Source organism: Marinobacter alkalisoli, assembly GCF_045449855.1.
In the GTDB taxonomy this organism is placed as follows: Bacteria; Pseudomonadota; Gammaproteobacteria; order Pseudomonadales; family Oleiphilaceae; genus Marinobacter.
The window spans coordinates 1-22,494 of sequence record NZ_JBJJLC010000026.1; the positions used below are offsets into that span (position 1 = coordinate 1).

At 59.5% G+C, this 22,494-nt stretch carries 16 protein-coding genes and 1 pseudogene; 8 read left to right on the plus strand and 9 right to left on the minus strand.

Annotated features, from left to right (window positions below):
* Positions 1–79: 79 nt before the first annotated feature.
* The 3 genes from ACJO5Y_RS11510 to ACJO5Y_RS11520 all read left to right on the plus strand — a co-directional run bounded on the left by ACJO5Y_RS11510 (position 80) and on the right by ACJO5Y_RS11520 (position 2,560).
* Positions 80–802, plus strand: coding sequence for a GntR family transcriptional regulator (locus ACJO5Y_RS11510; RefSeq protein ID WP_406987326.1), 723 nt, complete (start codon positions 80–82; stop codon positions 800–802).
* Between the two features lie 434 nt (positions 803–1,236).
* Positions 1,237–1,506 (plus strand): ComEA family DNA-binding protein, encoded by a 270-nt coding sequence (locus ACJO5Y_RS11515; RefSeq protein ID WP_406987328.1) that lies wholly within the window; start codon positions 1,237–1,239, stop codon positions 1,504–1,506.
* A gap of 118 nt (positions 1,507–1,624) precedes the next feature.
* On the plus strand, positions 1,625–2,560 hold the full coding sequence (locus ACJO5Y_RS11520) for a DMT family transporter (protein ID WP_406987329.1): 936 nt from the start codon (positions 1,625–1,627) through the stop codon (positions 2,558–2,560).
* Here the strand turns inward: ACJO5Y_RS11520 and gloA are convergent, their stop codons facing one another.
* From gloA to ACJO5Y_RS11535, 3 genes and pseudogenes are all read right to left on the minus strand, one after another.
* Positions 2,561–3,109 (minus strand): lactoylglutathione lyase, encoded by a 549-nt coding sequence (gene gloA, locus ACJO5Y_RS11525; RefSeq protein WP_406987330.1) that lies wholly within the window; start codon positions 3,107–3,109, stop codon positions 2,561–2,563.
* Between the two features lie 124 nt (positions 3,110–3,233).
* A complete protein-coding gene (locus ACJO5Y_RS11530) occupies positions 3,234–5,459 on the minus strand; it encodes a molybdopterin oxidoreductase family protein (protein WP_406987373.1) in 2,226 nt (741 codons plus the stop codon).
* An 807-nt stretch (positions 5,460–6,266) separates the two neighbouring features.
* Positions 6,267–7,310, minus strand: a pseudogene (locus tag ACJO5Y_RS11535) (4Fe-4S binding protein); the annotation flags it as partial.
* A 41-nt stretch (positions 7,311–7,351) separates the two neighbouring features.
* Here ACJO5Y_RS11535 and ACJO5Y_RS11540 point away from each other — a divergent pair.
* Positions 7,352–8,359, plus strand: coding sequence for an AraC family transcriptional regulator (locus tag ACJO5Y_RS11540; protein ID WP_406987331.1), 1,008 nt, complete (start codon positions 7,352–7,354; stop codon positions 8,357–8,359).
* A gap of 59 nt (positions 8,360–8,418) precedes the next feature.
* Positions 8,419–9,759 (plus strand): S41 family peptidase, encoded by a 1,341-nt coding sequence (locus ACJO5Y_RS11545; protein WP_406987332.1) that lies wholly within the window; start codon positions 8,419–8,421, stop codon positions 9,757–9,759.
* A gap of 45 nt (positions 9,760–9,804) precedes the next feature.
* Here the strand turns inward: ACJO5Y_RS11545 and ACJO5Y_RS11550 are convergent, their stop codons facing one another.
* From ACJO5Y_RS11550 to ACJO5Y_RS11575, 6 genes are all read right to left on the minus strand, one after another.
* Positions 9,805–11,202: a sigma-54-dependent transcriptional regulator gene (locus ACJO5Y_RS11550; protein WP_406987334.1), complete on the minus strand. Its 1,398-nt coding sequence runs from the start codon at positions 11,200–11,202 to the stop codon at positions 9,805–9,807.
* Positions 11,199–13,361 carry a sensor histidine kinase gene (locus ACJO5Y_RS11555; protein ID WP_406987336.1) on the minus strand — a complete coding sequence of 721 codons (2,163 nt, stop codon included), beginning with the start codon at positions 13,359–13,361 and terminating at the stop codon, positions 11,199–11,201. The genes ACJO5Y_RS11550 and ACJO5Y_RS11555 overlap by 4 nt, the downstream gene beginning before the upstream one ends.
* A 111-nt stretch (positions 13,362–13,472) precedes the next feature.
* Complete coding sequence (locus tag ACJO5Y_RS11560; protein ID WP_406987338.1) at positions 13,473–14,555, minus strand: porin; 1,083 nt, start codon at positions 14,553–14,555, stop codon at positions 13,473–13,475.
* Positions 14,556–14,631: 76 nt separating this feature from the next.
* A complete protein-coding gene (locus ACJO5Y_RS11565; protein ID WP_406987340.1) occupies positions 14,632–16,695 on the minus strand; it encodes a TRAP transporter permease in 2,064 nt (687 codons plus the stop codon).
* Positions 16,692–17,195, minus strand: coding sequence for a DUF1850 domain-containing protein (locus tag ACJO5Y_RS11570; protein ID WP_406987342.1), 504 nt, complete (start codon positions 17,193–17,195; stop codon positions 16,692–16,694). The genes ACJO5Y_RS11565 and ACJO5Y_RS11570 overlap by 4 nt, the downstream gene beginning before the upstream one ends.
* A gap of 31 nt (positions 17,196–17,226) precedes the next feature.
* Positions 17,227–18,186, minus strand: coding sequence for a TAXI family TRAP transporter solute-binding subunit (locus tag ACJO5Y_RS11575; protein WP_406987343.1), 960 nt, complete (start codon positions 18,184–18,186; stop codon positions 17,227–17,229).
* Positions 18,187–18,469: 283 nt separating this feature from the next.
* On the opposite strand from ACJO5Y_RS11575, the gene ACJO5Y_RS11580 reads away from it, so the two are divergent.
* From ACJO5Y_RS11580 to ACJO5Y_RS11590, 3 genes are read left to right on the plus strand one after another with little or no spacing between them, the layout of a single operon-like run.
* Entirely contained in the window at positions 18,470–19,129 is a 660-nt protein-coding gene (locus ACJO5Y_RS11580) for a GntR family transcriptional regulator (protein WP_406987344.1), read from the plus strand.
* A gap of 22 nt (positions 19,130–19,151) precedes the next feature.
* Positions 19,152–20,210 (plus strand): lysylphosphatidylglycerol synthase transmembrane domain-containing protein, encoded by a 1,059-nt coding sequence (locus ACJO5Y_RS11585; RefSeq protein WP_406987345.1) that lies wholly within the window; start codon positions 19,152–19,154, stop codon positions 20,208–20,210.
* Positions 20,207–22,444: a glycosyltransferase gene (locus ACJO5Y_RS11590; RefSeq protein ID WP_406987346.1), complete on the plus strand. Its 2,238-nt coding sequence runs from the start codon at positions 20,207–20,209 to the stop codon at positions 22,442–22,444. The genes ACJO5Y_RS11585 and ACJO5Y_RS11590 overlap by 4 nt, the downstream gene beginning before the upstream one ends.
* Positions 22,445–22,494 lie beyond the last annotated feature (50 nt).

Sequence of the window (22,494 nt, forward strand, 5' to 3'; positions counted from 1 at the left end):
AGCGACGTTTTTAAAAAAGACTCCCCCCTCCGCCGCCACCCCCAAAGCTCAGTAAGACAGTCATCAGAAGAGCACCGTCATGACCAGGAAACCCGCAGTGAAACGCAAAGAAAGCATGGCCGACCGGGTATACGAAGCCCTGAAGGATGACATCTTTGAGTTTCGATTGATCCCCGGAGACAAATTCAGCGAAGGCGATGTAGGAACCAGACTGAGCGCCAGCCGAACGCCCGTACGTGAAGCACTGTATCGATTGCAGCGGGAAGGTTATGTCGAAGTCCTGTTTCGTAGCGGCTGGCAGGTAAAGCCGTTTGATTTTCAGCAGGTCGAAGAACTGTATGACCTGAGGATTACGCTGGAACGGGCCGCCATGCATAAGATCTGTGCTCTGGACGAACAACCGCAGGCAGTGCGGACACTGACAGCTATCTGGAACCCGGATCATCCCTCAGAGCGTGCTGTCGGCAGCACCGTTCGGGCATTGGACGAGAGTTTTCACTGCGATCTGGTCGCTGCCGCCGGCAACCGGGAAATGACCCGTATTCATCGGGAGATCACCGACCGGCTAAGAATCATCCGCCGGCTGGATTTCACCCGGGACGATCGGGTGGATGCAACCTACGAAGAACACTCAGAGATTCTAGCGGCCATTCGCGCGGGCGACGCCACCGTCGCCGCGGACAAACTGACCCAGCACATTCGCACCTCCCAAAAGGCCGTTCGCGAAATCACCATGGAGCGAATCCGGGAGGCAGCAGAAGTCCATCGGGGCGGGCAAAAAATTGCCCCGGAAGGCGCGTAAATACTGAACTCCGGTTCATTTTCAGCCCCGCTCCATGAGCTTACAAATCTGTAAGAAATATCGCACAGGAGCGGGAGCGAATCTCCGGTTTGTACAAACCCCATCCCCTGTAGAATGACAACTGTCAGGGATGACAAGCCAGCAGGGAAGTTGGTACAGGGATGATAACTCCACGGATCAGGAGTTGCCCAGGGAGACGGGCATACAGGGACGACCACCAGGGATGAAGCACACAGGAAGTGTGCAGCCTGAAGGATCAGGCGGGGGTCAGACACGGATTGGGGGCCACATGGAATGTGGTCCTGTTCCGTGCACTTATTATACCTTCCAGTTTTTGCTCACCTGCAACAATCGTCCACCAAACGAACTTCTCTGCTGGCTGCGTTCTGGCACCTAACCATAACGATAGTATTCAGACTCAGGAGTTCAAATCCATGAAACGCACCCCGATGATTGCCACACTGGTACTGCTGTTCAGCCTGATCACAGGCTTCGCCCACGCCGAACCCACGGCAATCAACATCAACACGGCAGACATCGAAACCCTGGCCAACCTCAATGGCATTGGTCAAAGCAAGGCAGAAGCCATCGTCGCCTACCGCGAAGCCAACGGCCCTTTCCAGACGGCCGATGATCTGGTTAACGTCAAAGGCATTGGTGAAGTCACCGTCGAGAAGAACGCTGACAGCCTCACCGTCAAGTAACGCTGTCCGGGCGGAGCCAACCAGGTTCCGCCCCTCCTTTCTGGCATCGCCGCCAACGCACTGTTAACCTCTCGCCCTGCTGACAACGGAGTGTGGGAGCGCGCGTGGTGGTTACCCGATGATTCATGGTGCAATACTGATCGCCCTGGCGGCCTTGTTATGGGCGACAACCAGCATTGTGGCGAAATTTCTGTTTAACGGAACGGAGCTGCAGGCCATTACCCTGGGGTTCCTGCGTTTGGTGGTCGCGCTGCCGCTTTTCTATGCTTTGATGCGCCGTGAACAGCGGGAACTGGCGGGCACGACATCGGCTATTTCACTCCGTAACCTGACCATGAAAGCCCTGATTCCTCTGGCGGCGCTGGGTTTATTCCAGGCGTTCTACCAGGGCAGTTACCTGCTGGCGGTTGATCTGACCGGGGCTGGCATTGCCACGCTGATTGCTTTGTGTCTGCCACCGGTGCTGGTGGCCATTATGGCAGCACCACTGCTGGGCGAGCGCCCGGGGCTGGTGACGGTGCTGGCGCTGATCGCGGCGATCATGGGTACCGGCATGTTGGTGATCAGCGATATGGACACCACGGGCCAGCTGCGCCTGGCCGGCATCCTGATGGCCCTGCTGGCCGCTGTGGTGTACACCGGTTTCACCCTCACCAGCCGCTACAACTCCGCCGGCACGCCGGTGTTTACCACTGCGTTTATCTGTTTCCTGACCGCTGCGTTGATTCTGTTGCCCGTGGTAGCACTGACGGGCGGCTTTACCGGGCTGGCCACTCTGGAGCCCAGGCACTGGCTGATGGTGGCGTACATCGGCGTGGTGCCAACCTGTATCGGCTACGTCTGTTTCTTTTCCGGCATGAAAACCACACCGGCGACCCTGTCCAGCATCATCGTGACGCTGGAGCCGCTGTTTGTGGCGCTGCTGGCGTGGTTGATTCTCGGGGAGGTACTCGGGGTGATCGGTATCGCGGGGGCGCTGATTCTTACCACTGCGGTGATCGTGGCTTCCAGGAGCAACGCCGGGAAGGCTCCCGGCACCGCCAACGCTGACTGATCAGCTTTCCTTACGCTGTTTCTCCAGCATGTTCGGTTGCAGGATTTCGATCCAGTAGCCGTCCGGGTCCTTGATAAACGCCAGGCCCTTCATCTTGCCGTCGTCCGGCTTTTTCACAAACTCCACATCAAGCTGCTCCAAGCGATCGCAAGCAGCGTAGACATCCGGCACCGCGACACCGATGTGGCCAAAGCCCTGGGGCTCGTCGTTGCCATTGTGGTAGCCAAAGTCCTGGTCATCTTCGGTGCCCCAGTTATGGGTCAGCTCGAGCATGGCTTCGCGGCCGAAGATAAAGGTGGTTCTGTGGGCGTCGTCCGTGGGCACGGTGTTGGCCTGGCGGTCGTCCAGGTAGGCCAGGAAATACAGGGTGAATTTCATTTCCGGGAAATCGAGCTTCCGAACCAGGCGCATGCCCATGACGCGGGTATAAAAGTCCATTGAGCGCTGGGGGTCTTTGATGCGCATCATGGTCTGGTTGAACACGTAGCCTTCGGTTTCGGGCACGGGTGCTTCGTGCAGACCTGGGGCTTGTTCGAAGTGCTTGGGCATGGGGTGCTCCCTTTTATGCGTTCAGGATTCAGACATTAAACAGGTCGCCGTTCAGGCGGTCACTGAACCCGATGATAAAGCGTTCAGGGCAGGCTTCCAATCACGGACCGGCTTGGTCCATGTTTTAGATGCCTGCTCCAAGCCCAGCGTAATCCTGTTCCTCCCCATAGGGAACTAGCATCACCGGCACCCCATTCAACACCGCGTTGCCTGACAGTTCGTCCACAAACTGCTCATCGGTGATGTCGTTGATGCTGATGCCCGGGCTGGCCTGGGCGGTGCTGATGCGCATGCCGGGGCGGTGATGGCCCCAGCCGTGGGGCAAGCTGACCACCCCGGGCATGATGTCGTCGGTCACCTTGACGGTCACCACCAACTCACCCTTGCGCGACACCAGGCGCGCCTGGTCCCGGTTGCCCAAGCCATGGGCGGCGGCATCGTCCGGGTGCAGGAACAGCGCGCAGCGGTCCTTGCCCTTCACCAGCCGGTAGCTGTTGTGCATCCAGGAGTTGTTGGTGCGCAGGTCGCGGCGGCCGATCAACAGCAGGCCGGGCTTGCTGGTCGCATCGCCAAAGCGCTTGCACAGGCGGTCCAGGTCGCCCATCAACACCGGTGGCGCCAGGTCGATCTTCTTGTCTTTGGTGAACAGGCGGCCCGGCAGCGTCGGCTTCAGCGGCCCCAGGTCCATGCCGTGAGGTTGGGCCTTGAGCCTGGCCAGGGTGAGCCCCTTGCGGGCAAAGGGGTTGAGCCTGGTCAGCAACTTGCCGCCGTCGCCGTAGGCACCCTTGCGCAAAGACTGGTCGAGGATGCGCTGGGGCGTGAGCATGTCACCCAGGCGATCGTTGAGGCGGTACCTGAGCCGCTGTTTCAGGGGCTTGGTCGCCATCTTACGGCGCTCGATCCGCTTGCACAGGTCGGTGAAGATGTCCCAGTCGGAGCGGGTACCTTCCGGGTGCGCGAACAGGGGTTCGGCGTACTTGGCGGTGTTGCGCACCGCGAACAGGTTGAAGATCAGGTCGTACTGCGCGTGCTCCAGCGGCCCGGTGGGCGGCAGGATGATGTCGGCGTGACGGGTGGTCTCATTGAGGTAGAAATCCACCGACACCATGAAGTCCAGCTGCTCCAGCGCCTGTTCCAACTGCCGGCCGTTGGGGGAGGTCAGCACCGGATTGCCGGCCACGGTGACGAATGCCCGTATCTGGCCCTTGCCGGGCTCCAGCATTTCCTCAGCCATCACCGGCGCGGGGAATTCGCGGCCGAATTCCGGCAGGCCACGCACCCGGCTGCGGTAGCGGTCGAAGCCGCCACGCCCGGAAATCTTCAGCAGGTCCACCGCCGGGGTGGTGAACATCATGCCGCCTTCACGGTCGAAATTGCCGGTAAGGATATTGAGCAGACTGATCAACCAGTGGTTGAGGGCGCCGAACTCCTGGGTGGATATCCCCATGCGGCCATAACACACCGCCTTGTCCGCGCTGGCGTACTCGACGGCGATGCGTTCGATGTCCGCTTCGGCGATACCGGTTTGCTCGGCAATCCGCGCCAGCGGCATGCGGTTGAGCAGTACCGCGAGTTCGTCCCAGCCCCTGGACAGCTCCAGTAACCGGCCCGGATTGCCCAGCCGGCGCTCGATGATCACCTGCAACAGGCCCAGCAGGAACAGGGCGTCGGTGCCGGGTTTGATGAACTGGTGCTCGCTGACGTACAGCGCGGTTTCGGTGCGTCGGGGATCGATCAGCACGATCTTGCCGCCACGACCGGTGATGGCTTCCAGGCGACCTAGTACGTCCCCCGCGGACATCAGACTACCGTTGGAGGCGGCCGGGTTGGCCCCCAGCATCAGCATGTAGTCGGTGCGGTCGATGTCCGGAATGGTGAACAGCTGGCTGTGGCCGTACATCAGGTAAGACACCAACTGGTGAGGCATCTGATCCAGGGTGGAGGCGGAGAACAGGTTGCGGGTGCTCAGGGCCTTACGGAACCGGCCCATGGTCAGCATGATGCCCATGTTGTGTGAGGTGGGGTTGCCCCAGTAGGCCGCCACCGCGTCATTGCCATGCTCGGACTGGGTATCCACCAGGCGGCTGGCCACCTCCTCCAGGGCATCGTCCCAGGAGATCGGCAGCCACTGGTCGCCGACCCGCTTCATCGGCGTCTTCAGGCGCTCCGAATCATTGTGCAGATCCTGCAGGGCATAGCCCTTGGGGCAGATGTGGCCACGGCTGTGGTGGTCGTCCGGGTCACCGGCGATGGAGACAATCTTGTCACCCTGGTATTCAATCTTGATGCCGCACATGGCTTCGCACAGGGTGCAGGTGCGGAAGTGGGTCTTGACCTCTGCGGCCGGAATGGTCGCCGCTGTGTCCGCGGCTGCGGGCTTGGGGGTAACCTTAGCCGCAGTATCGGCCTTGGCCTCCGTGCGCCGGTTGCGAATGATGTCCAGCATACGTTCGACGTCGACTTCCTTGCGCCGGGGCCGGCCCTGGGGCTCACCCTGCTCGCGTTCGTGCGTATCAAGCAGCAGCCAGTCGTCGAAGGACACATAGTGGATGTCGCGTTCGGTCAGCAGGCCTGCCACATCCTGGCGCACGTCGGCAGTGGACGGTTGCTCGCCCGCCGCCAGATCCGCCACCAGCTGGGTCACGGTATCCACCGCGCACTGCTTGTTGCTGCCGATCACGCCGCTGGCGCCGCGCTTGATCCAGCCGGCGGCATACTCCCGTCCGGCCATCTCGTTCGGCTCGGCGTGGACACGACCGCCCTGGTTGGCGATCACGCCTCGGCCTTCATCGAATGCCACGCCTGCAATCGGCACGCCGCGGTAGCCGGTGGCGTTCACCACCAGGCCCACCGCCAGGTGCAATTGCTCGTCGGTGGCCTGGGCGGACACCGAACCCCTGCCGTTAGCCTGCAAGCTATTGCGCACGCCTTTCATCACGATAACGCGATCGCCCTCGCCCTCAAAGCCCGTGGGCGACACCTTGAACATGAAGCGGATGGTCTTGCCACCGTTCTTCGGCCGGGTCTGGGCCTCCTGCAGCAGCGTCATGTTGTGGCGGGCCTCGGTATTCAGCGGCTCGGCCAGTTCCGCCTCGCTGGCGGCGTCCAGCACCAGGTCGTCGGCAGCCACCTCGATGTCGACGCCGTTGGTGTCCAGCAACTGGCGCAGCTCCTTGGGGGTAAAGGCCGCCTGCACCGGGCCACGGCGTGCCACCAGGCAGACCTCGCGCACATTGCTGTGACGCAGGGCTTCCAGGGCGTAATCGGCGATATCCGTGCTCTCCAGTTCCTCGATGGGCATGGTGAGGATGCGGGCGATGTCCAGCGCCACGTTACCCATGCCCACCACAACGGCGGTCTCACCGGAGAGGTCGACCGCCAGGTTGCGGAAATCCGGGTGGCCGTTGTACCAGCCGACGAAGGTGGAGGCGCCCTGGATGTTGGCCAGGTCCGCGCCGGGCAGGCCCAGGTGACGGCTGACCGAGCCACCGGTGGCGTAGAGCACCGCATCGTACTGGGCCAGTAGGTCCTCCCGGGCCAGGTCCTTGCCGATCTCGACGTTGCCGAAGAAGCGCACCCTGGGCGAGCGCGCGGTCTTCTCGAAACTGCTGACCACCGATTTGATCTTCGGGTGGTCGGGGGCTACGCCGTAGCGCACCAGGCCGAAGGGCGTGGGCAGGCGCTCGAAGATATCCACCTCGGCGTTGGGGACTTGCTTGAGCATTTCCTCGGCGGCGTAGAAGCCCGAGGGTCCTGCTCCGATCACCGCCAGCCGGCGGGCCGTACCGCTGACAACCGCAGCCTTGCCGGGCACCGCGGCATCGTCGCTGTCATGGCTCTCGGTGATGGCCGGATACTCCCTGGCCTTCAGGGCATTGAGCTCGATATAGCCCTGCATTGCCTCCGGCACGGCGGATTCCGGGTAGATGGCGCGCACCGGGCACTCGGTCAGGCAGGCATTGCAGTCGATGCATACCTCGGGGTCGATGTAGAGCATGTCCGGGCCCTCGCGGAAGGCGTCCACCGGGCACACGTCCACGCATTGGGTATATTTATCACCTAGACAGGTTTCCGTTACGACATACGCCATGTTTGCTCTCCTGACCTTATTTCCCACCGCCCCGAAAACCGGATGGCAGCGCTGACCAATGGCAAATCTAATGGCTCGCCGTGCTTGTGTCTTGACAGAAGGGCATGCCATTTGACATTTTGTGCCAAGACCTTGGCTATCCGGGAAGTATCGTGTCAAAGGACGTCTACATATCCTGCGCGCTGGCTGAAACCCTGCGTGACTACATCGAGAAAAATGAACTGACGGCGCCTGATGTGCTGGACGCGCTGGCGCCCTATTCCAGCAGCCAGCGCATGCCGATCCTGCTGTTCTGGGGGTTGCTGGAGCGATTGCAGGCCCTGCATCCGGTGCCCGCCCTGGGCCTGCGCATCGGCCGCTGCGCCAAACCCCAGCATTTTGGTGTGGTGGGCTACCTGGCGGCGTCCTGCAGCAGCCTGGGCCAGGCCCTGATGCGCTACCGGCGGTTCCAGACTCTGCTGGTCAGCAACCTGGACGTGCAGGTGCACCAGCGGGGGAGTGTAATTCGCTACTGCTGGGGTAAAAATGAGGGAGAAGGCGAACAAGACACCACACCCCTGGCCAGCGAATTTGGCGTGGCGGCGTTCGTCAACCTGTACCAGGCGCTGATCGGCCAGGCCATTTCGCCCACCGCCATCGAGATCCCCTACGAGCGGCCCGCACAAGCGTCCATCTACGAGGTGCTGATGGGCTGCCCGGTGCGCTTCGAGGCACCCTGCCACGCGCTGGAAATGCCCGCCAGCCTGCTGGCAATGCGCATCACCACCAGCGACCCCTACCTGCGCGGACTGTTCGACCAGCAGGCCCAGGCCATGCTGGACCAGCAACCCAGACCCGACCGGTTCCTTGACGAACTGCAACAACAGATCGTGGCAGCCCTTCAGGATGGCGAGCCTTCCGCCGCCGCCCTGGCGGAACGGATGCAGTGTTCCCTGCGTTCGTTCTACCGCCAACTGGCAAGCCAGGGCCTGCGCTACCGGGCCCTGCTGGCGGATGTCCGCTTCAAACTGGCCCGCATGTACCTGGCCGACCCCCGGCTGTCCTCGGCGGAGATCGCCCTGCTGCTGGGGTATTCCGAGCAGAGCGCCTTCACCCGCGCCTTCCGCGGCTGGGCCGGCAGCACCCCGCAGGACTACCGTCGGCGGCTGTTGAAGGACTGAGCTATCCTCTATTGATAGTCGACGTCGTTTTTAGCCTCCTGCATTCTGGAACCCTTGCCATGGAAATCGCCCGCCGAACCAAGAGGTCCCCGTCTGCAACCGATTTCGGTCACCTGCAAGGTGTTTGGCGATCCCTGGGCTATGGCAAGGTGCTGCTGATCGAGGAAGACCAATTCACTTTTTTCGAGGAAACCGCGATCAGTTGCCTGCCGCTGTTCTCCGGGTCGCTCGATGAGTTGAGCGAGCGTTACGATACCCTGACGGTATCACCCGGCGGACAGGCCTTCAGCGCCCACCGGGCAACAGGGGTAACCCGCATCGGTTTTCGCCGCCTCAAGGCTCTGCCGGCAACCGTGGCCGATACCCGCGGCCGGAACCCGGAAGATCCGGAGTACAACTTCGAGGTGTTCTGGCACACTTTTGCGGAGCAATACGCTCTGTTCGACCTTAAGGGCGTGGACTGGCATCAGGCGTATCGGGATTTCCGCCCCAGGATCACACCGGGCTGTCACCCGGAGGTACTTTACGCCACCCTGGTGGCCATGCTTCACCTGCTGCGGGACGGCCACGTCCACCTGTACTCGTCCTGGGGCCAGTACAACTCCGGGCCCCTGCCCGCCCTCTTCAAGCGCCTGGACGACGAACTGGAGGCGGCCGACACCACCGAGGATGTCGCCAGCTACCTGGGCGGACTGCGTGCGTGGCTCCGCGAGGTGATTCGCAACGACTACCTGGGTGGCCAGGTCTACCAGGGCGGCAATCACCTGGTTGACTGGGGCCGCCTGAGCGACGACACCGGTTACCTCAACATCCGGGCGATGGCGGGCCAAAGCGGCAGGATCGGTTATCCGGCGGACGACCTGGCCGCCATCCACGCCCTGATGCAACAGGTGATGGCAGAGGTGGGCCGCCTGCCCAATCTGGTGGTGGATGTACGGGGTAACGGTGGCGGCTACGACGGGGTGGCGCTCTGCTTCGCCTCCTACCTGATGGACCGGAAACGCCTGGCCTTCACCAAGTCCGCCCGGCAGGGCAACGGGTACACCGGCCGGCAGGCGATCCATGTGGCACCTGCCACCGCCGGGACCTATCGTGGGAACCTGTTCGTGCTGACCAGCGAGCTCACCGCCAGCGCCGCTGAGATTTTCGTGCTTGCGCTACTGCAACATCCACGCGTGACGCTGATGGGCGAGCCCACCCAGGGCATCCTTTCAGACACCCTGGAGCGCAACCTGCCTAACGGCTGGGAACTGACCCTGTCGAACGAGATCTACCGGGCGTCTGATGGAGAGATCTACGAAAATACGGGCATCCCGCCGCACATTCGCCTGAGGTTCCTGGATCGCTGTGGCCGGGAAGCCGGCCGGGACCCGATGTTGGACCGCGTGCTGATCATGTAGCGGCATGGCCCATCTCTTTAGGGAGTTCGGCATTCCCCTACGTCTTCACTGATCCTTGGGGCCTTTCTCTTCTTTATCGGCAATAAATGTTTCCCGTTTGAGGCCGTACTTCTGCATCTTCTCGTTCAGCGTTCGGCGGGGCAGATCCAGCACCTCCATTACCATTTTTATGTTGCCATGGTGGTGCCTCAGCTCGGCACTGATCAGGGCCTTTTCGACCTGTTCCAGGCGGTCACTGAGTGACCCTTCTCCCGAAAACACGGTTGATCGGTTGCTCAGCCCGAGTTGAAGCAGGTCAGATACCGAAATGCCATTGAAACTTCTGGTGAGCAGATAACGTTCAGCCGTGTGCTTGAGCTCGCGGACGTTGCCGGGCCATTGGTGCAGTTCCAGGGCCAGGACGTCCTCGTAGTTGAGTGCGGGCACCTCCAACTGGTTGTTCCTGCCCGCTTCCCGCAGGAAGTGGCCGAACAGGGCCGGCACGTCGTCAATGCGATCCCGCAGGGCTGGCAGATAGATGTCTGCAACCATCAGCCGGTAATACAGGTCCTCCCGAAAATGCCCCGCCCTGGCGGCTTCCCGCAGGTCTTCCTTGGTGGCTGAAATAATCCGGACATTGATCGGGATGGGCGCATGGGAGCCTACCCGTACCACTTCCCGCTCCTGCAACACCCTCAGTAACTTGATCTGGAACGACATCGGCATGCTTTCGATTTCATCGAGAAACAGGGTGCCCTCGTGGGCCGCTTCGAAATAGCCAATACGTCGTTTCTGGGCGCCGGTAAACGCACCCGCTTCGTGGCCAAACAGTTCGCTTTCCAGCAGGCTTTCCGGTATGGCCCCCACATTGATGGCCACAAACGGCTGGTCACGGCGGATACTCAGGGCATGAAGGCTTCGCGCCACCAGCTCCTTGCCGGTGCCGGTTTCCCCGGAAATAACCACATCGGCGTTGACCCTGGCCAGCGCCTGCACGTGCTGCCGGAGGGTTTGCGTGGGCACCGATTCACCAATGATTACCGAGGCCAGCCACTCTCCTTCCCTGGCGGTTGCATGCTGGGGCTGGGTGGCCAGGGTGACCTGCCGTTGCTGGCACGCGCGCTTGATCAGCTCAACCAGGCGGTCCTGCTTGTAGGGCTTCTCGATAAAATCGTAGGCGCCCAGTTTCATGGCCTCGACGGCCTGGGCGATGCCCCCGTGACCGGTGATCAGTATCACCGGAATACCCGGGTCAACCGCCTGCAGCAGGCTCATGCCGTCCATGCCGGGCATTCGAATATCACTGACGACAACGCCTCGAAAGTCGGCGGTCAACGTTGGTAACGCATCGCGGGCATCGCTGAAGGTGGTTACCTGGATGTCCGCCAGCGTCAGTATTTGCTCCAATGACTCCAGCACAGTGGGCTCATCATCAATAACCACGGCGTGTGTTATGTCTTTCATGAATGACTCTCCCGTTTTCCGTTACTGGTAATAGGCAGGATCAAAGAGAAACACGTGCCCTTGCCAGGACGACTGCTGACGGTTAAATCCGCGCCTATGTCACAAGCCAGGCTGTAGCTGATCGCCAACCCCAGGCCAAGTCCCTTTCCCATCGGTTTTGTTGTGAAAAAAGGTTCAAAAACATGGCCCAACTGTTCGTCGGTCATTCCGGGCCCGTTGTCTTCAATACTCAGGGAGACCTTCCCGGGAGCAACTTCCAGCTCGGTCAGACGAATATCGATACGGGCGTCGGCCTGGCCGGCCAGCGCGTCCACGGCGTTGGTCAGCAAATTAACGACGATTTGCTCAAGCACCATCGCATTGGCCCGCACCTGATAGTCCCGTGTCAATGCAAGACGGCACTCAACCTGCTCGCTTTCAAGCCTTGGCCCCAATAACTCCAGGGCATAGTTGACCGGGGCCTGCAGCGAGACAAAGGCACTGCCGGTATTACGCTTGCCGGAGAATATCCGCAGCTGGCGGGAAAGCTTCGAGAGGCGTGCCACCAGGTCCTCGATCTTGAGGAAATTCTCGTTAACCGATTCGATCTTGTTTCGTGCCAACAGCACCTGGCTGCTGGCAACGAAATTCGACAAAGCAGTGATCGGCTGGTTGATTTCATGGGCAATAGCCGCCGACATCCGCCCCAACGCCGCCAGCTTCTGATTCTGCGCCAACTCGGCCTGGGCCTCTTCCAGGTCCCGCGTACGTTCCTGAACCCGGCGCTCCAGCGCTTTGTTTGCTTCCTGGAGCGCCTGCTGTGCTGCCGTCAATTCCGTTACGTCCTGAACCGTGAGGATAAACTCGTTGTGCTCGCCCGAGCGGATCGGGTTCAGTGTGTACAGAATCGGAAAGCGGTTTCCATCAGAACTTACACCCTCGGCCCGCCAGGAGCCATTCCCTGCCTCTTCCGGATGCCATGGTTGAATAAGCTCGGAGGGATCACGGAAGGTGTCTTCCGTGCCCAGTTTGAACAGGTTGCGGGCGCGCTCGTTCAGGAACAGGGGCTTGAAGTTGTCATCCAGGTTGAGCAGGCCGACGTCGGTATTCTGGATGATGGCGCGCTGGTGTGATTCACGCTCGGCCGTCAGGCGGGCCAGCGCGTTCTGGGCGTGGGTCCGGCGGCGGCGCTCGCGATAGAACAGGCTGCCTACAGCAAGGCCGGCGTAGAGCAGGATAATCAGAGTCTGCTTCCACTGTACCTGGGCTTTCACTTCGGCCAGCGGTATCCGGTGGTGCATTTGCCATGGATAGTCCGGAATTGGCGACCCGAACACCAACTGGGGCCCGGCGGAATCAAGGTGAAACGTGGACCAGTCATCCGATTGCCATTCGGTCACCCGCCTCAGGGGGTTTATCGGGCCGCTGCCGTATTGACGGGTTTGGGCCAGTTCAGACTTCACCTCGTCCGACAGTGGCTCCAGCGTGGAGTAATGCCACTTCGCGGAAGAGGCCAGAAAAATAATGGATCTCTTGTCTGTGACCCACACTGCGTCGCCGGATGCCTGCCAGCTCTGTTCCAGTTTTCGAAGATCTATCTTTACAACGATAACGCCCAGCGTCTTCCCGGCCTCAGAAGAGACCGGAGCCGACAGAAACAGCCCTGGAATGCCCGACGTCGCTCCGACGGCAAAGTAGAATCCGGGGACGCCATCCAACGCGTCGCGAAAGTACGGGCGGTACCCATAATTCATACCCACGAAACTGTCTTCCGTGGCGTAGTTGCTGGAATAGTGGGTTGTGCCATCCGCGTCCATCAGGAAAATCTCGTCTGACCCGGCCGTGCGGTTGATCTGTTCAAGTAACCGGGATATCGATACACCGTCTGATGACGATGCCTTCTCGTCCTCAAGAATGCCCAGGCTGCTGACGATGCGTGGATCGGAGGCCAGAACCCGGGGCAGGTACAGGTGACGGTCGATGGTGGCCAGCAGCGAGGTTTTATACGCACCCAGACGTTGCAGCGAGTCGACTTTGGCCTGATTGATCTCATAGCGCATCAGCCACGGATGGGTGACGACAAGCGCCAGAACCAGTGAAAATAACCCGACAAACAACCAGAACGGCAAGGACCGAAAGTAAGGATAATGGCGACGCAAAGGCTGATTACCTGAAGGCATGGAATTATTGTTCTTGATGTCGTTGGTTGATCAGATTACCACAGCCTGATCATGCCAATCCCGGGATCACACATCACCCCGGGACTGGCAGCTTTCTTTCCGTCTGAGCAATCAGAATTTAAGCCGGCCACCCACCAGCACGGTATCGACATCATCAAAATCGGCACCGCTGCGATCCAGTGAATGGGTGTTGTAGCCTGCGTAGGCCTCGAACCAGTTGATGGGCGTGAAGACATAGCCAACGCCCACGGTCTCGGCCGAGTCACCTTCCTGCACACGGTCCTCTGTTTGTGCGTAGTGGATGTCGAAGGCATGCCTGCCAACCTTGTAACCCAGCTTGCCCAGATAAAAATCCGCGTCCGGATTGGCATCGTTGTCGTCGCTGGTGGTGGAATAGGCACCGGTCAGGTTGATACCGCTGTCATGCAGCCAGGACAGGGAGCCGCCCAATGTGGTGAAGTCCCCGGTTTGCCCGCCGCTGTCCTTGGTCGAGTAGCCAAGCGCACCAATGATCTTGCCGCCGAGATTGCCGGAGAAACGCAGCCCCAGTTCGGTCACATCATCGTTGCCCTTGATGCCCTGGCTGATTGAAGGCTGCAGGCTCCCCAGGGCGGGCAGGTCGTATCTCAGACGGCTGTACCGACTCTCAAAATCCTGGTCGCTCATGGCGGAGGCAAGGCTTACACGGGTGTTTGCGGATTCGTCCAGAAACTCCAGGCCGCCGCCAACCAGGGCCGGGTTGGTCCATGAAATAACCAGCGTTCCTGAAAGATCCCTTTCGATATTCCCGTTCGCTGCGCCGTCGCCCTGGCCAAGAGAGACTTTTCCGAACCCACCGGAGACAAACACGTTTAACTGGCGTTCGTTGAATTCACCACTGATTGACCGTTGCTCCAGTGTCACACTGTTGGACGGATTCTGCTGATATTCAAGCTCTACATGGGCACCAATGGTCAGATCGGTTTCATCAAGATCGCCTGCCAGTTTGGCACCGATACGGCTTCCACTGTTGTCGTTGTCGACGATGAAGTGTTCACTGCCGTCACCACTATCCCCCGCCAGCACACCATAGTTCAGCTGTCCGTAGACATCGGCGGACACGTTCGACACCGTTGCCTGGGCAAGGGCATTGGATGCAGAGAAACCACAAATAACAAACGCAGCACATGTCACCAGTGTTTTTTGTTTTTTCATTTCAATAATCCTTAGCTTTATAGTGATTGTTAGTTCAGCGATTCGTATTGAAGCGATACCTGTAGCGTTTACTTTTTTAACTGTGTGAAACCCCCTTGCCATCGGCTGTATCGTTGTTGTCTATGGCGCTGCCCTGCCCCTCCAGGCGTTGGTGACGTTGCAGATAATTCAGTGCCAGCAACGCCACCATCGTCACGACTCCCGCTACTTCTGCGTAAAAGTCCGGATAAAAAATCGCTATGACCGACCCGCTCAAGGCAATCCGCATCCACAGCTTCATACTGGTAAACAGGAAGCCCTCAAGCGCCGCCGCAAAGGCGGCCAGGGCAAGTATGGCGATGAACCCATTCCACAAAACCAGGGGTAACGGCCCGCCTTCTATGATTACGGGGTTGAACACCATGAACAGAGGAATGAGGTAGAGCCCCTTGGCGTACTTCCAGGCCTGGACACTGGTCTCCATGGTTTTACTGCCAGCGATTGCGGCCGCCGCAAAGGCTGCCAGCGCCACAGGCGGAGTGACGTTGGAATCCTGGGAGTACCAGAACACCAGCAGGTGCGCCACCAACAGCGGGATACCGAACTCATTGGTCAACGCCGGCCCGACAAGCACGATCAACACGATGTAGCTGGCGGTAACCGGCAACCCCAGCCCGAGGATCAGGCTCGCTATGACCACCAGGAACAGCGCCATCAGGATATTGCCGTCGGCAAACGCGATCATCATTGAGGAGAACTTCAGGCCCAGCCCGGTCAGGCCGACGACGGCAACCACGATGCCGGCAATAGCGCAGGCGATGCTGACGGGAACCGCGTTACGCGCACCAAGCTCCAGCCCCTGCAAAAGCTTCACAACACCTTCCCGAAGCGCATGCCTGAGGGCTTTGCCAAGCTGATTCTCTGCTCTGCCTTTTCTGTACGCGACGCAAAGACCGTTCAGCCCGGCAATCCCGATAATTCCGACCACGGCATAGAAGCCGACACGCATGGGAGAGATACCCATAACCAGCAGGTACACCAACAGGATGAGCGGCAACAGGAAATACCAGCCAGTGGCCATTACATCCTTGACCTGGGGCAAATCGCTGGCGGGTAGGCCTTTCATACCCTGCTTCACGGCACAAATATGGACAAGCAGGTACACCGTGGCGAAGTAAAGCAGGGCGGGAAATACGCTGACTTTGACAATATCCAGGTACGGTACCCGGGTGTATTCAGCAATCAGGAAGGCCCCGGCGCCCATCAGGGGAGGCATGATCTGACCACCGGTACTGGCAGCGGCTTCGATGCCACCGGCCTGGGCGGGACGAAAGCCCAGCTTTTTCATCAGTGGGATGGTAAACGCGCCAGTGGTGACCACGTTCGCTATGGAACTGCCGGAGATCGAGCCCATACTGGCCGACGCCAATACCGCCGCCTTGGCTGGGCCGCCGCGCTGACGACCTGTAGCGGCAAAGGCCAGGTCGATAAAGAAGCGGCCAGCTCCGGTGACTTCCAGCATGGCGCCGAACAGCACAAAGATGAAAACGAACGTTGCCGCGACACCGAGAGGCAAGCCGAAAATGCCCTCCTGCCCCAGAAACAGCTGGGCGCCGATACGGTCCAGGGAATAACCGCGATGGCTGAGGATGCCTGGCAACCATTCCCCCAGTTCAGACAGCGACCCACGCTGGCCGCTCATCGCGTAAACGATGGCTACAACGCCGATTACGGTGAGGCCAGTGCCCACTGCACGTCGACTGGCCTCCAGCAAGGTGATGGTGCATACCCAGGCCATGACAATGTCGGTCTGGTTCCAGAACCCAGCCCTGCCAGTAATCTCGTCAAGGAACCAGACCAGGTAAAAGCCGGATGCCGCAGAGGCCCCCAACAGGCAGGTGTCGATCAGTGCTTCTATCTTTCCTCGAGCCTTACCGGGGCGCGGCCCGAACAGCAGGAAACACAACATCATCACCAGCGTCAGGTGAATACCCCGCTGGTAGAATAATCCGAGGGGCTGGATACCCGCACTGTAGAGCTGGAAAAGCGATAAGCCGATACCGATCAGGGCAATAAGCCAGAGCAGAGGCCAGGGCCCGCTCATTCTAGTCGGCTGCCAATCGCCATTGGTTTTCAGGTAAATGGCTGTTTGTTGACTCATTGGAATTCGTTTCCTTTATCCACCGCAGGCATCACTCGAATCTCCACGAGTGTGTCTGCCGCCAAACGACTGAGACTCACCAACCGGGAACCCGCCTCAATGCGGTGATTCACCGATATGGCACCTACGCGCAGCCAGAGGTGGTTGTTGGGTATGGGCACCTGCATATCGACGATGCGGTACCCGTGCTGGTCATCAGACGTCAATGTTCCGCGCCCGCTTGTGTAGCCAAGGCCGGCGGCGAAGTCTGGCGTGTGGCTGCTATCCAACATCAGCTGGCCCTCCTCGATCTGAAAGCAGTCGGTGACCGGGAATCCCTGGACTGAGTGATTCCAGACCAGGCACCATCGCCCTGAGTCGGGCAGCGCGATCCGGGTCAGCCTGGTCTGGTTGGAATCGAATACAGCCAGTTGCCAGGAAGCCTTGCTCTGGGCGCTGCCTGCCATGGGCATCAACACCCACAGCAGTGCTCCAGCCAGACAACAGATCCGGGAAGCCATGCGGCGACACATAATGGCTCTGAGCTCCCGGTTACTGACGCAGTTTGTCCGGTACCGTTGCGCCTATTTCCTCGTAATAGCGAATGGCGCCCGGATGAAGCGGAATGGGAGTGGACCCAAGGCTGAATTCCACAGTGGTGTCGTCAGCGGCCGGGTGAATGGCCCGCAGGTCTTCCACCTTTTCGAACAACAGCTTGGTGATCTGGTAAGCCAGTTCATCCGACATGGCGTTATTCACGGTGAGGACGTTCGGAATGCCAATCGTGGAGGTGGCCGCGTTCACACCTTCATAGGCACTCGCACGCAACTGGTAGGGCGCGAACACCGGGACTGCGTCTTGCGCATTGGCGACTTCGCTCTCGGAGAGGGATACCAGTGCGATGTCGCGGGTGTTGGCAAGACTGACAATGGAACTCGTTGGCGGGCCCACACTCCAGAAGCCGGCGTCGATGTCTCCATCACGCAGGGCGTCTGCGGATTCGTTAAAGTTCAGGCCCCGAACCTCAAAGTCATCGAAGCTCATCCCGTTCGATTCCAGCAGTGCTTTGGCATTGAGCTCGGTACCACTGCCAGGCGCGCCGACAGACACACGCTTGCCAGCCAGATCCGACAGCGACTGGATACCGGAATCGGCTAACGTGACGATCTGAACCGCATTGGGGTAGAGCGAGGCAATGGCCAGCACATCCAGCTCATTACCATTGAAGCGTTCGCTGCCGTTGTAGGCTTGATGCACTGTATCGGCCAGCGCGATGGCCAGGTCGGAATCCCCACGGTGGATCAGCCCCATGTTCTCAACCGACGCCCCCGTGACTTCAGCAACCGCGCGGTAACCTTCAACATGGCTGCTGATCAACTCTGCAAGTCCACCGCCGAGGGGGTAGTAGGTGCCGCCCGTGCCACCTGTTGCAATGGAGAGATTCGTATCCGCCTGGGCAGGAGAGATTCCAATCAGCGCGGTTGCGCCCAGTGCCAGAAATAATTTACGCATATTGCTCACCTCGTTTTTGTTTGAATAACGCCGGGACACGCAATTCCCGTTGACGTACCCGGAAGATTGCAGCTTGTATGCCAATCTCCAGAGGAGCGGAAACAGGGGGCTGCGGAGCAGTTCATGAGAGAGATGAGCAGAATGTCGCCGATTACGCGGAAAGGAGGTAAGCGGAATTTAGCCTATTGCCAACTACTGATTCTTCCCGTGATTAAGGTTAAGATCCAAGTGTTATTTCCCATGGCAATCATGATTTTAAATCATCAGGAACAGGCTCTAGTCAATGGATTTTCAGGTTCCCAACACCCTTGCCGAGCAAATAGCCAACTATCTCGCCGAGCGCATCATGACTGGCCAGATCCGGCCCGGTGAGCGGATTCATGAAGCCACCACCGCCACGGAACTGAAGGTCAGCCGGGCCTCGGTGAAAGAAGCGCTTTATACTCTGGAACGCTGGCATCTGGTTGAGATCACACCTCGCAAGGGGGCGTCGGCGACGCGACTGGATGCGGCCCATGCTTCCGAGTTGTATGACGTCTACATGCACCTGTTGTTAATGCTGGCAGCCAAGGTGTGTGAACGGTGGAAGGAAGACGACAAGTCACGGATGCTGGATGTCGTCGGGAATGTGATTGAGCAGATGAAAGAACCATCGGCCGATATTACAGCAATAGTGGAAGCCAGTTTCGAGGTGATGGAAGTCTGCTGTGACGTGGCAGGGAACCCCTACCTCACCGAAGCGCTCTCGAACTTCAAGCCAGCGGTCAGCCGTGCCTACTACCTGAGCGCGGAACGGTACCGCCAGGGCCTGGCCCAAACCAGCGAGTTCTTTACCCAACTGCCACAGGCGGTTCTGGCACGGGATGCTGACAAGGCACAGTCTCTGATCCATGACTTTGCCGAACACCAGAAAGCCTTGATCCAGCAGGCGCTGGCCTCCTAGGCCGCAAACGAGCAGACGCCCGATGACCGACGCAACCGATGTCAGCTACTCGAAACGCTCCTCCTGGCGAAGACTGACGGCCTTCAGCCTGGCGTTTATCGCGCTGACGGCTATCGGCCTGTATGTCGTTTACGATCTGTTTGCCGAACGCAGCTTCAGTTTCGATTCCGACCTGTTGTCCGCGCAGATGCTGGTCGCTGTCGCTGGACTGCTGTTCATCTATTTTCTGTCCGACGGCTTGCGGTTGTACTTCACCCTGAAGGCACTTGGACATCAGATGCCCCTGGGGACAATGTTCCGCCTGGTGTTCCTCAATCTGTTCTTTTCCAACGTCACGCCCATGGCCACAGGGGGCGGGTTCGCACAGATCTGGTACCTGCATCACCATGGCGTGCCCGTCGGGCGGGCAACCGCTGCCACCACCATCCGGACGGTTCTGGCGGTCTTTTTCATATTCTCCCTGACACCGATTTTCCTGGTCACTCTGGATGCCCTTGATGGCGGGACTCTTGCTCGTAAAGTGGGTATGACGCTGGCCATTTTCGTGCTCATCTACCTGAGCTTTTTCACCGTTCTTTTGCTTCGTACCCATTGGCTGATCCGGCCGCTCAGCCATTTTCTGAAGAGACTCCATCACTTCCATCTGATCAGTGACGACCGCCACCGGCACTGGCAATTCAAGGCAAGACGGGAAATGCTCAGGTTTTCACACAGTTTCCGCGACTACCTCGGTGGCCGCCCCCTGTTTATCGGCCTGTCGGTTCTGTTCACCGCGATCTTCCTCCTCAGCCTGTTCAGCTTCCCTGCCCTGCTTAGCCATGGCCTGGGCTATGATGTGGACTACCTGATGTCCCTGGGGCTGCTGGTAGTGACCACGTTTATCATGTATTTCGCGCCAACCCCGGGTGCATCCGGCATCTCCGAGGGTGTCTTTGGCAGCTTCTTCCGGGATATTCTGTCAGGTAACCACCTGATTCTGGTGATTGTGAGCTGGCGCCTGCTGACCATCTATCTGGGCATGCTGATCGGCCTGGTGGTTCTCCAGAGGGAGCTGATCAAGAACCGCAGGACATCCGGATGACTTTCCGAAACCCGTTGAAATGGCTGTTTTACCTTTGCCTGGCGATCGTGCTCCTGCTGGTTGGCTATAAGGCCTACCTGAACCTGTTCCTGGAAGACTTTGACGGCATACATACCAAACAGGTGGAACGGATTCACCGGGACGTCCAGGAGGACACCCCCTTCAGTTTCGCTGTGGTTGGCAATATCAACAACTCCGTGGGCATCTTTGAAGACCGGATCATCCCGGAACTCAACCGCTCGGGCATCGACTTCATGGTGTCGGCGGGCAACGCCGTCAGCGGTGGCGGCGAGGACAAGTATCGCGCGCTGTACGGTTCCCTCAGCCATCTTGCGATCCCTTACCTGCTCACCTTTGGCGCTCATGAGTATGAGGAGTTTGGCAGTTTCCGTTTCTACGACCACTTCGGACCGCACTTCTACAGCATCCTGGCGGGCAACAGCCGGCTGATTTTTCTGGACAGCACCGGGAAAACCTCCTGGCAATGGCAGATGCGCTGGCTGGACGACCTGCTGAGCCAGGACACGTCCGCCACCAGGATCCTGTTCGTCGGCCACCCGCCGGTAGAGCCGGAAGTCGATGCGCCGTTTGACGAGCAGGAAGACTACCTGGCCCCGGATGAATTTCAGGAGGCGCTGCTACGCACGATAGAGGAACACAACATCGACCTTGTGTTCTCCGCCAACCTTTCCCTGTATTCGGACCGTCAGGTGGGAGATACCCGGTTTATCACCACCGGTGGCGCCGGTGGACTGATTCTCAACAATGACACCAGCTTCTACCATTTCGTGCGGGTGGACGTGAGTCCGTCCGGTGAGGTCAGCCACTCTCTCCAGCGACTGGAGGTGGGCCAGCATCCCATTCTCAAGCGCCTGGAAAGCCTCTGGTTTTTTATCTATTCGCTGCTCTACACCGGCTACCTCAACTTCATTCTCATCGTCACGATTTTTGCGGCCATTACCATCAAGCTCTATGGCGCCATCTTTGTCGGCAAGGACTACTATCCGGATTACGATCTGGACCCGACGCCCTGGCGGGAAAAGTCACTGAACGTGGCCATGTTTACCAATAACTACCTGCCATTTATTGGCGGGGTGCCGCTCTCTATCGAGCGGCTGCGGCGCGGCCTGGAGCACCTGGGCGACAAGTTGCTGGTGGTAGCGCCCAGCTACAAGGATCAGCCCGAGGCGGAAGAACAGGTACTGCGGGTGCCCTCATTGCTCGCCATGGGCCAGAAGCGGGAATTCCGGCTGGCAAATATTTTCCTGGCCCGCATCCGCAAGGGGGTGCGGTCTTTCCGTCCGGATATTATCCACCTGCACCACCCGTTCTGGCTGGGGTCCCTGGGGCTGTTCATGGCGCGGCGACTGAGTGTTCCGGCCATCTATACCTACCATACGCGGCTGGAGCATTACGCCCATTTCGTGCCCCTGCCCGGCATGCTGTTCCGCAACCTGATTTCCCATGCGTTGATCAAGCGATTTGCCAACAAGTGCGATGGGGTCATCGTTCCCACCTACTCCACGGAAGAATACCTGCGGATGATCGGGGTAAAGACGCCGACGTTTGTGCAGCCGACCGGCATCGAATATCAACGGTTCCAGCAGGTAAGCCCGGAGGATATCGAAAACCTGCGGCAGTCCCTGGGGCTGGGGGAAGAAAAGGTTTTTGTCAGCGTGTCCCGGCTCTCCAATGAGAAAAACATCGACTTCATGATAGAAGCGATTGACTCACTGCGGCAGCAGACGGACGTGCCGTTCCGTTTCCTGATGATCGGGGATGGCCATCAGCGCGACCGTTTGCAGGCGAAGATCCGGGATCTTGGTCTGGAACAGCACGTCACCCTGGTGGGCGCCGTGCCGCCGGAAGACATGGCGACCTGGTATCGGCTCGGGGATGCGTTTCTGTTTGCGTCCAAATCCGAAACCCAGGGCATGGTGATCCTGGAAGCCATGGCGGCCGGCCTGCCGGTTGTCGCGGTGCGCTCCAGCGGCATTGAAGACGTGGTCCGCGATGGATTCAACGGCTTCAAAACCCCGGAGAGACAGGACCAGTGGTGCGCTCAGGTGAAGCGCCTGCTGGAGGACGATGAGCTGAGACAGGAGCTGGCGGAACAGGCACTCGCTTTTGCCGGGGACTTTTCCGTGGAGCAGTTTGCCCGGGATGTCCACGATATCTACGCAACCACCCTGGCGCTGACGGCCAAGAAGCGACATCGCCCCGGTCGTGAGTAGAAATACGTTTCCACAGCACCCTCTGATCGATTTACACTGCAATCACGTAT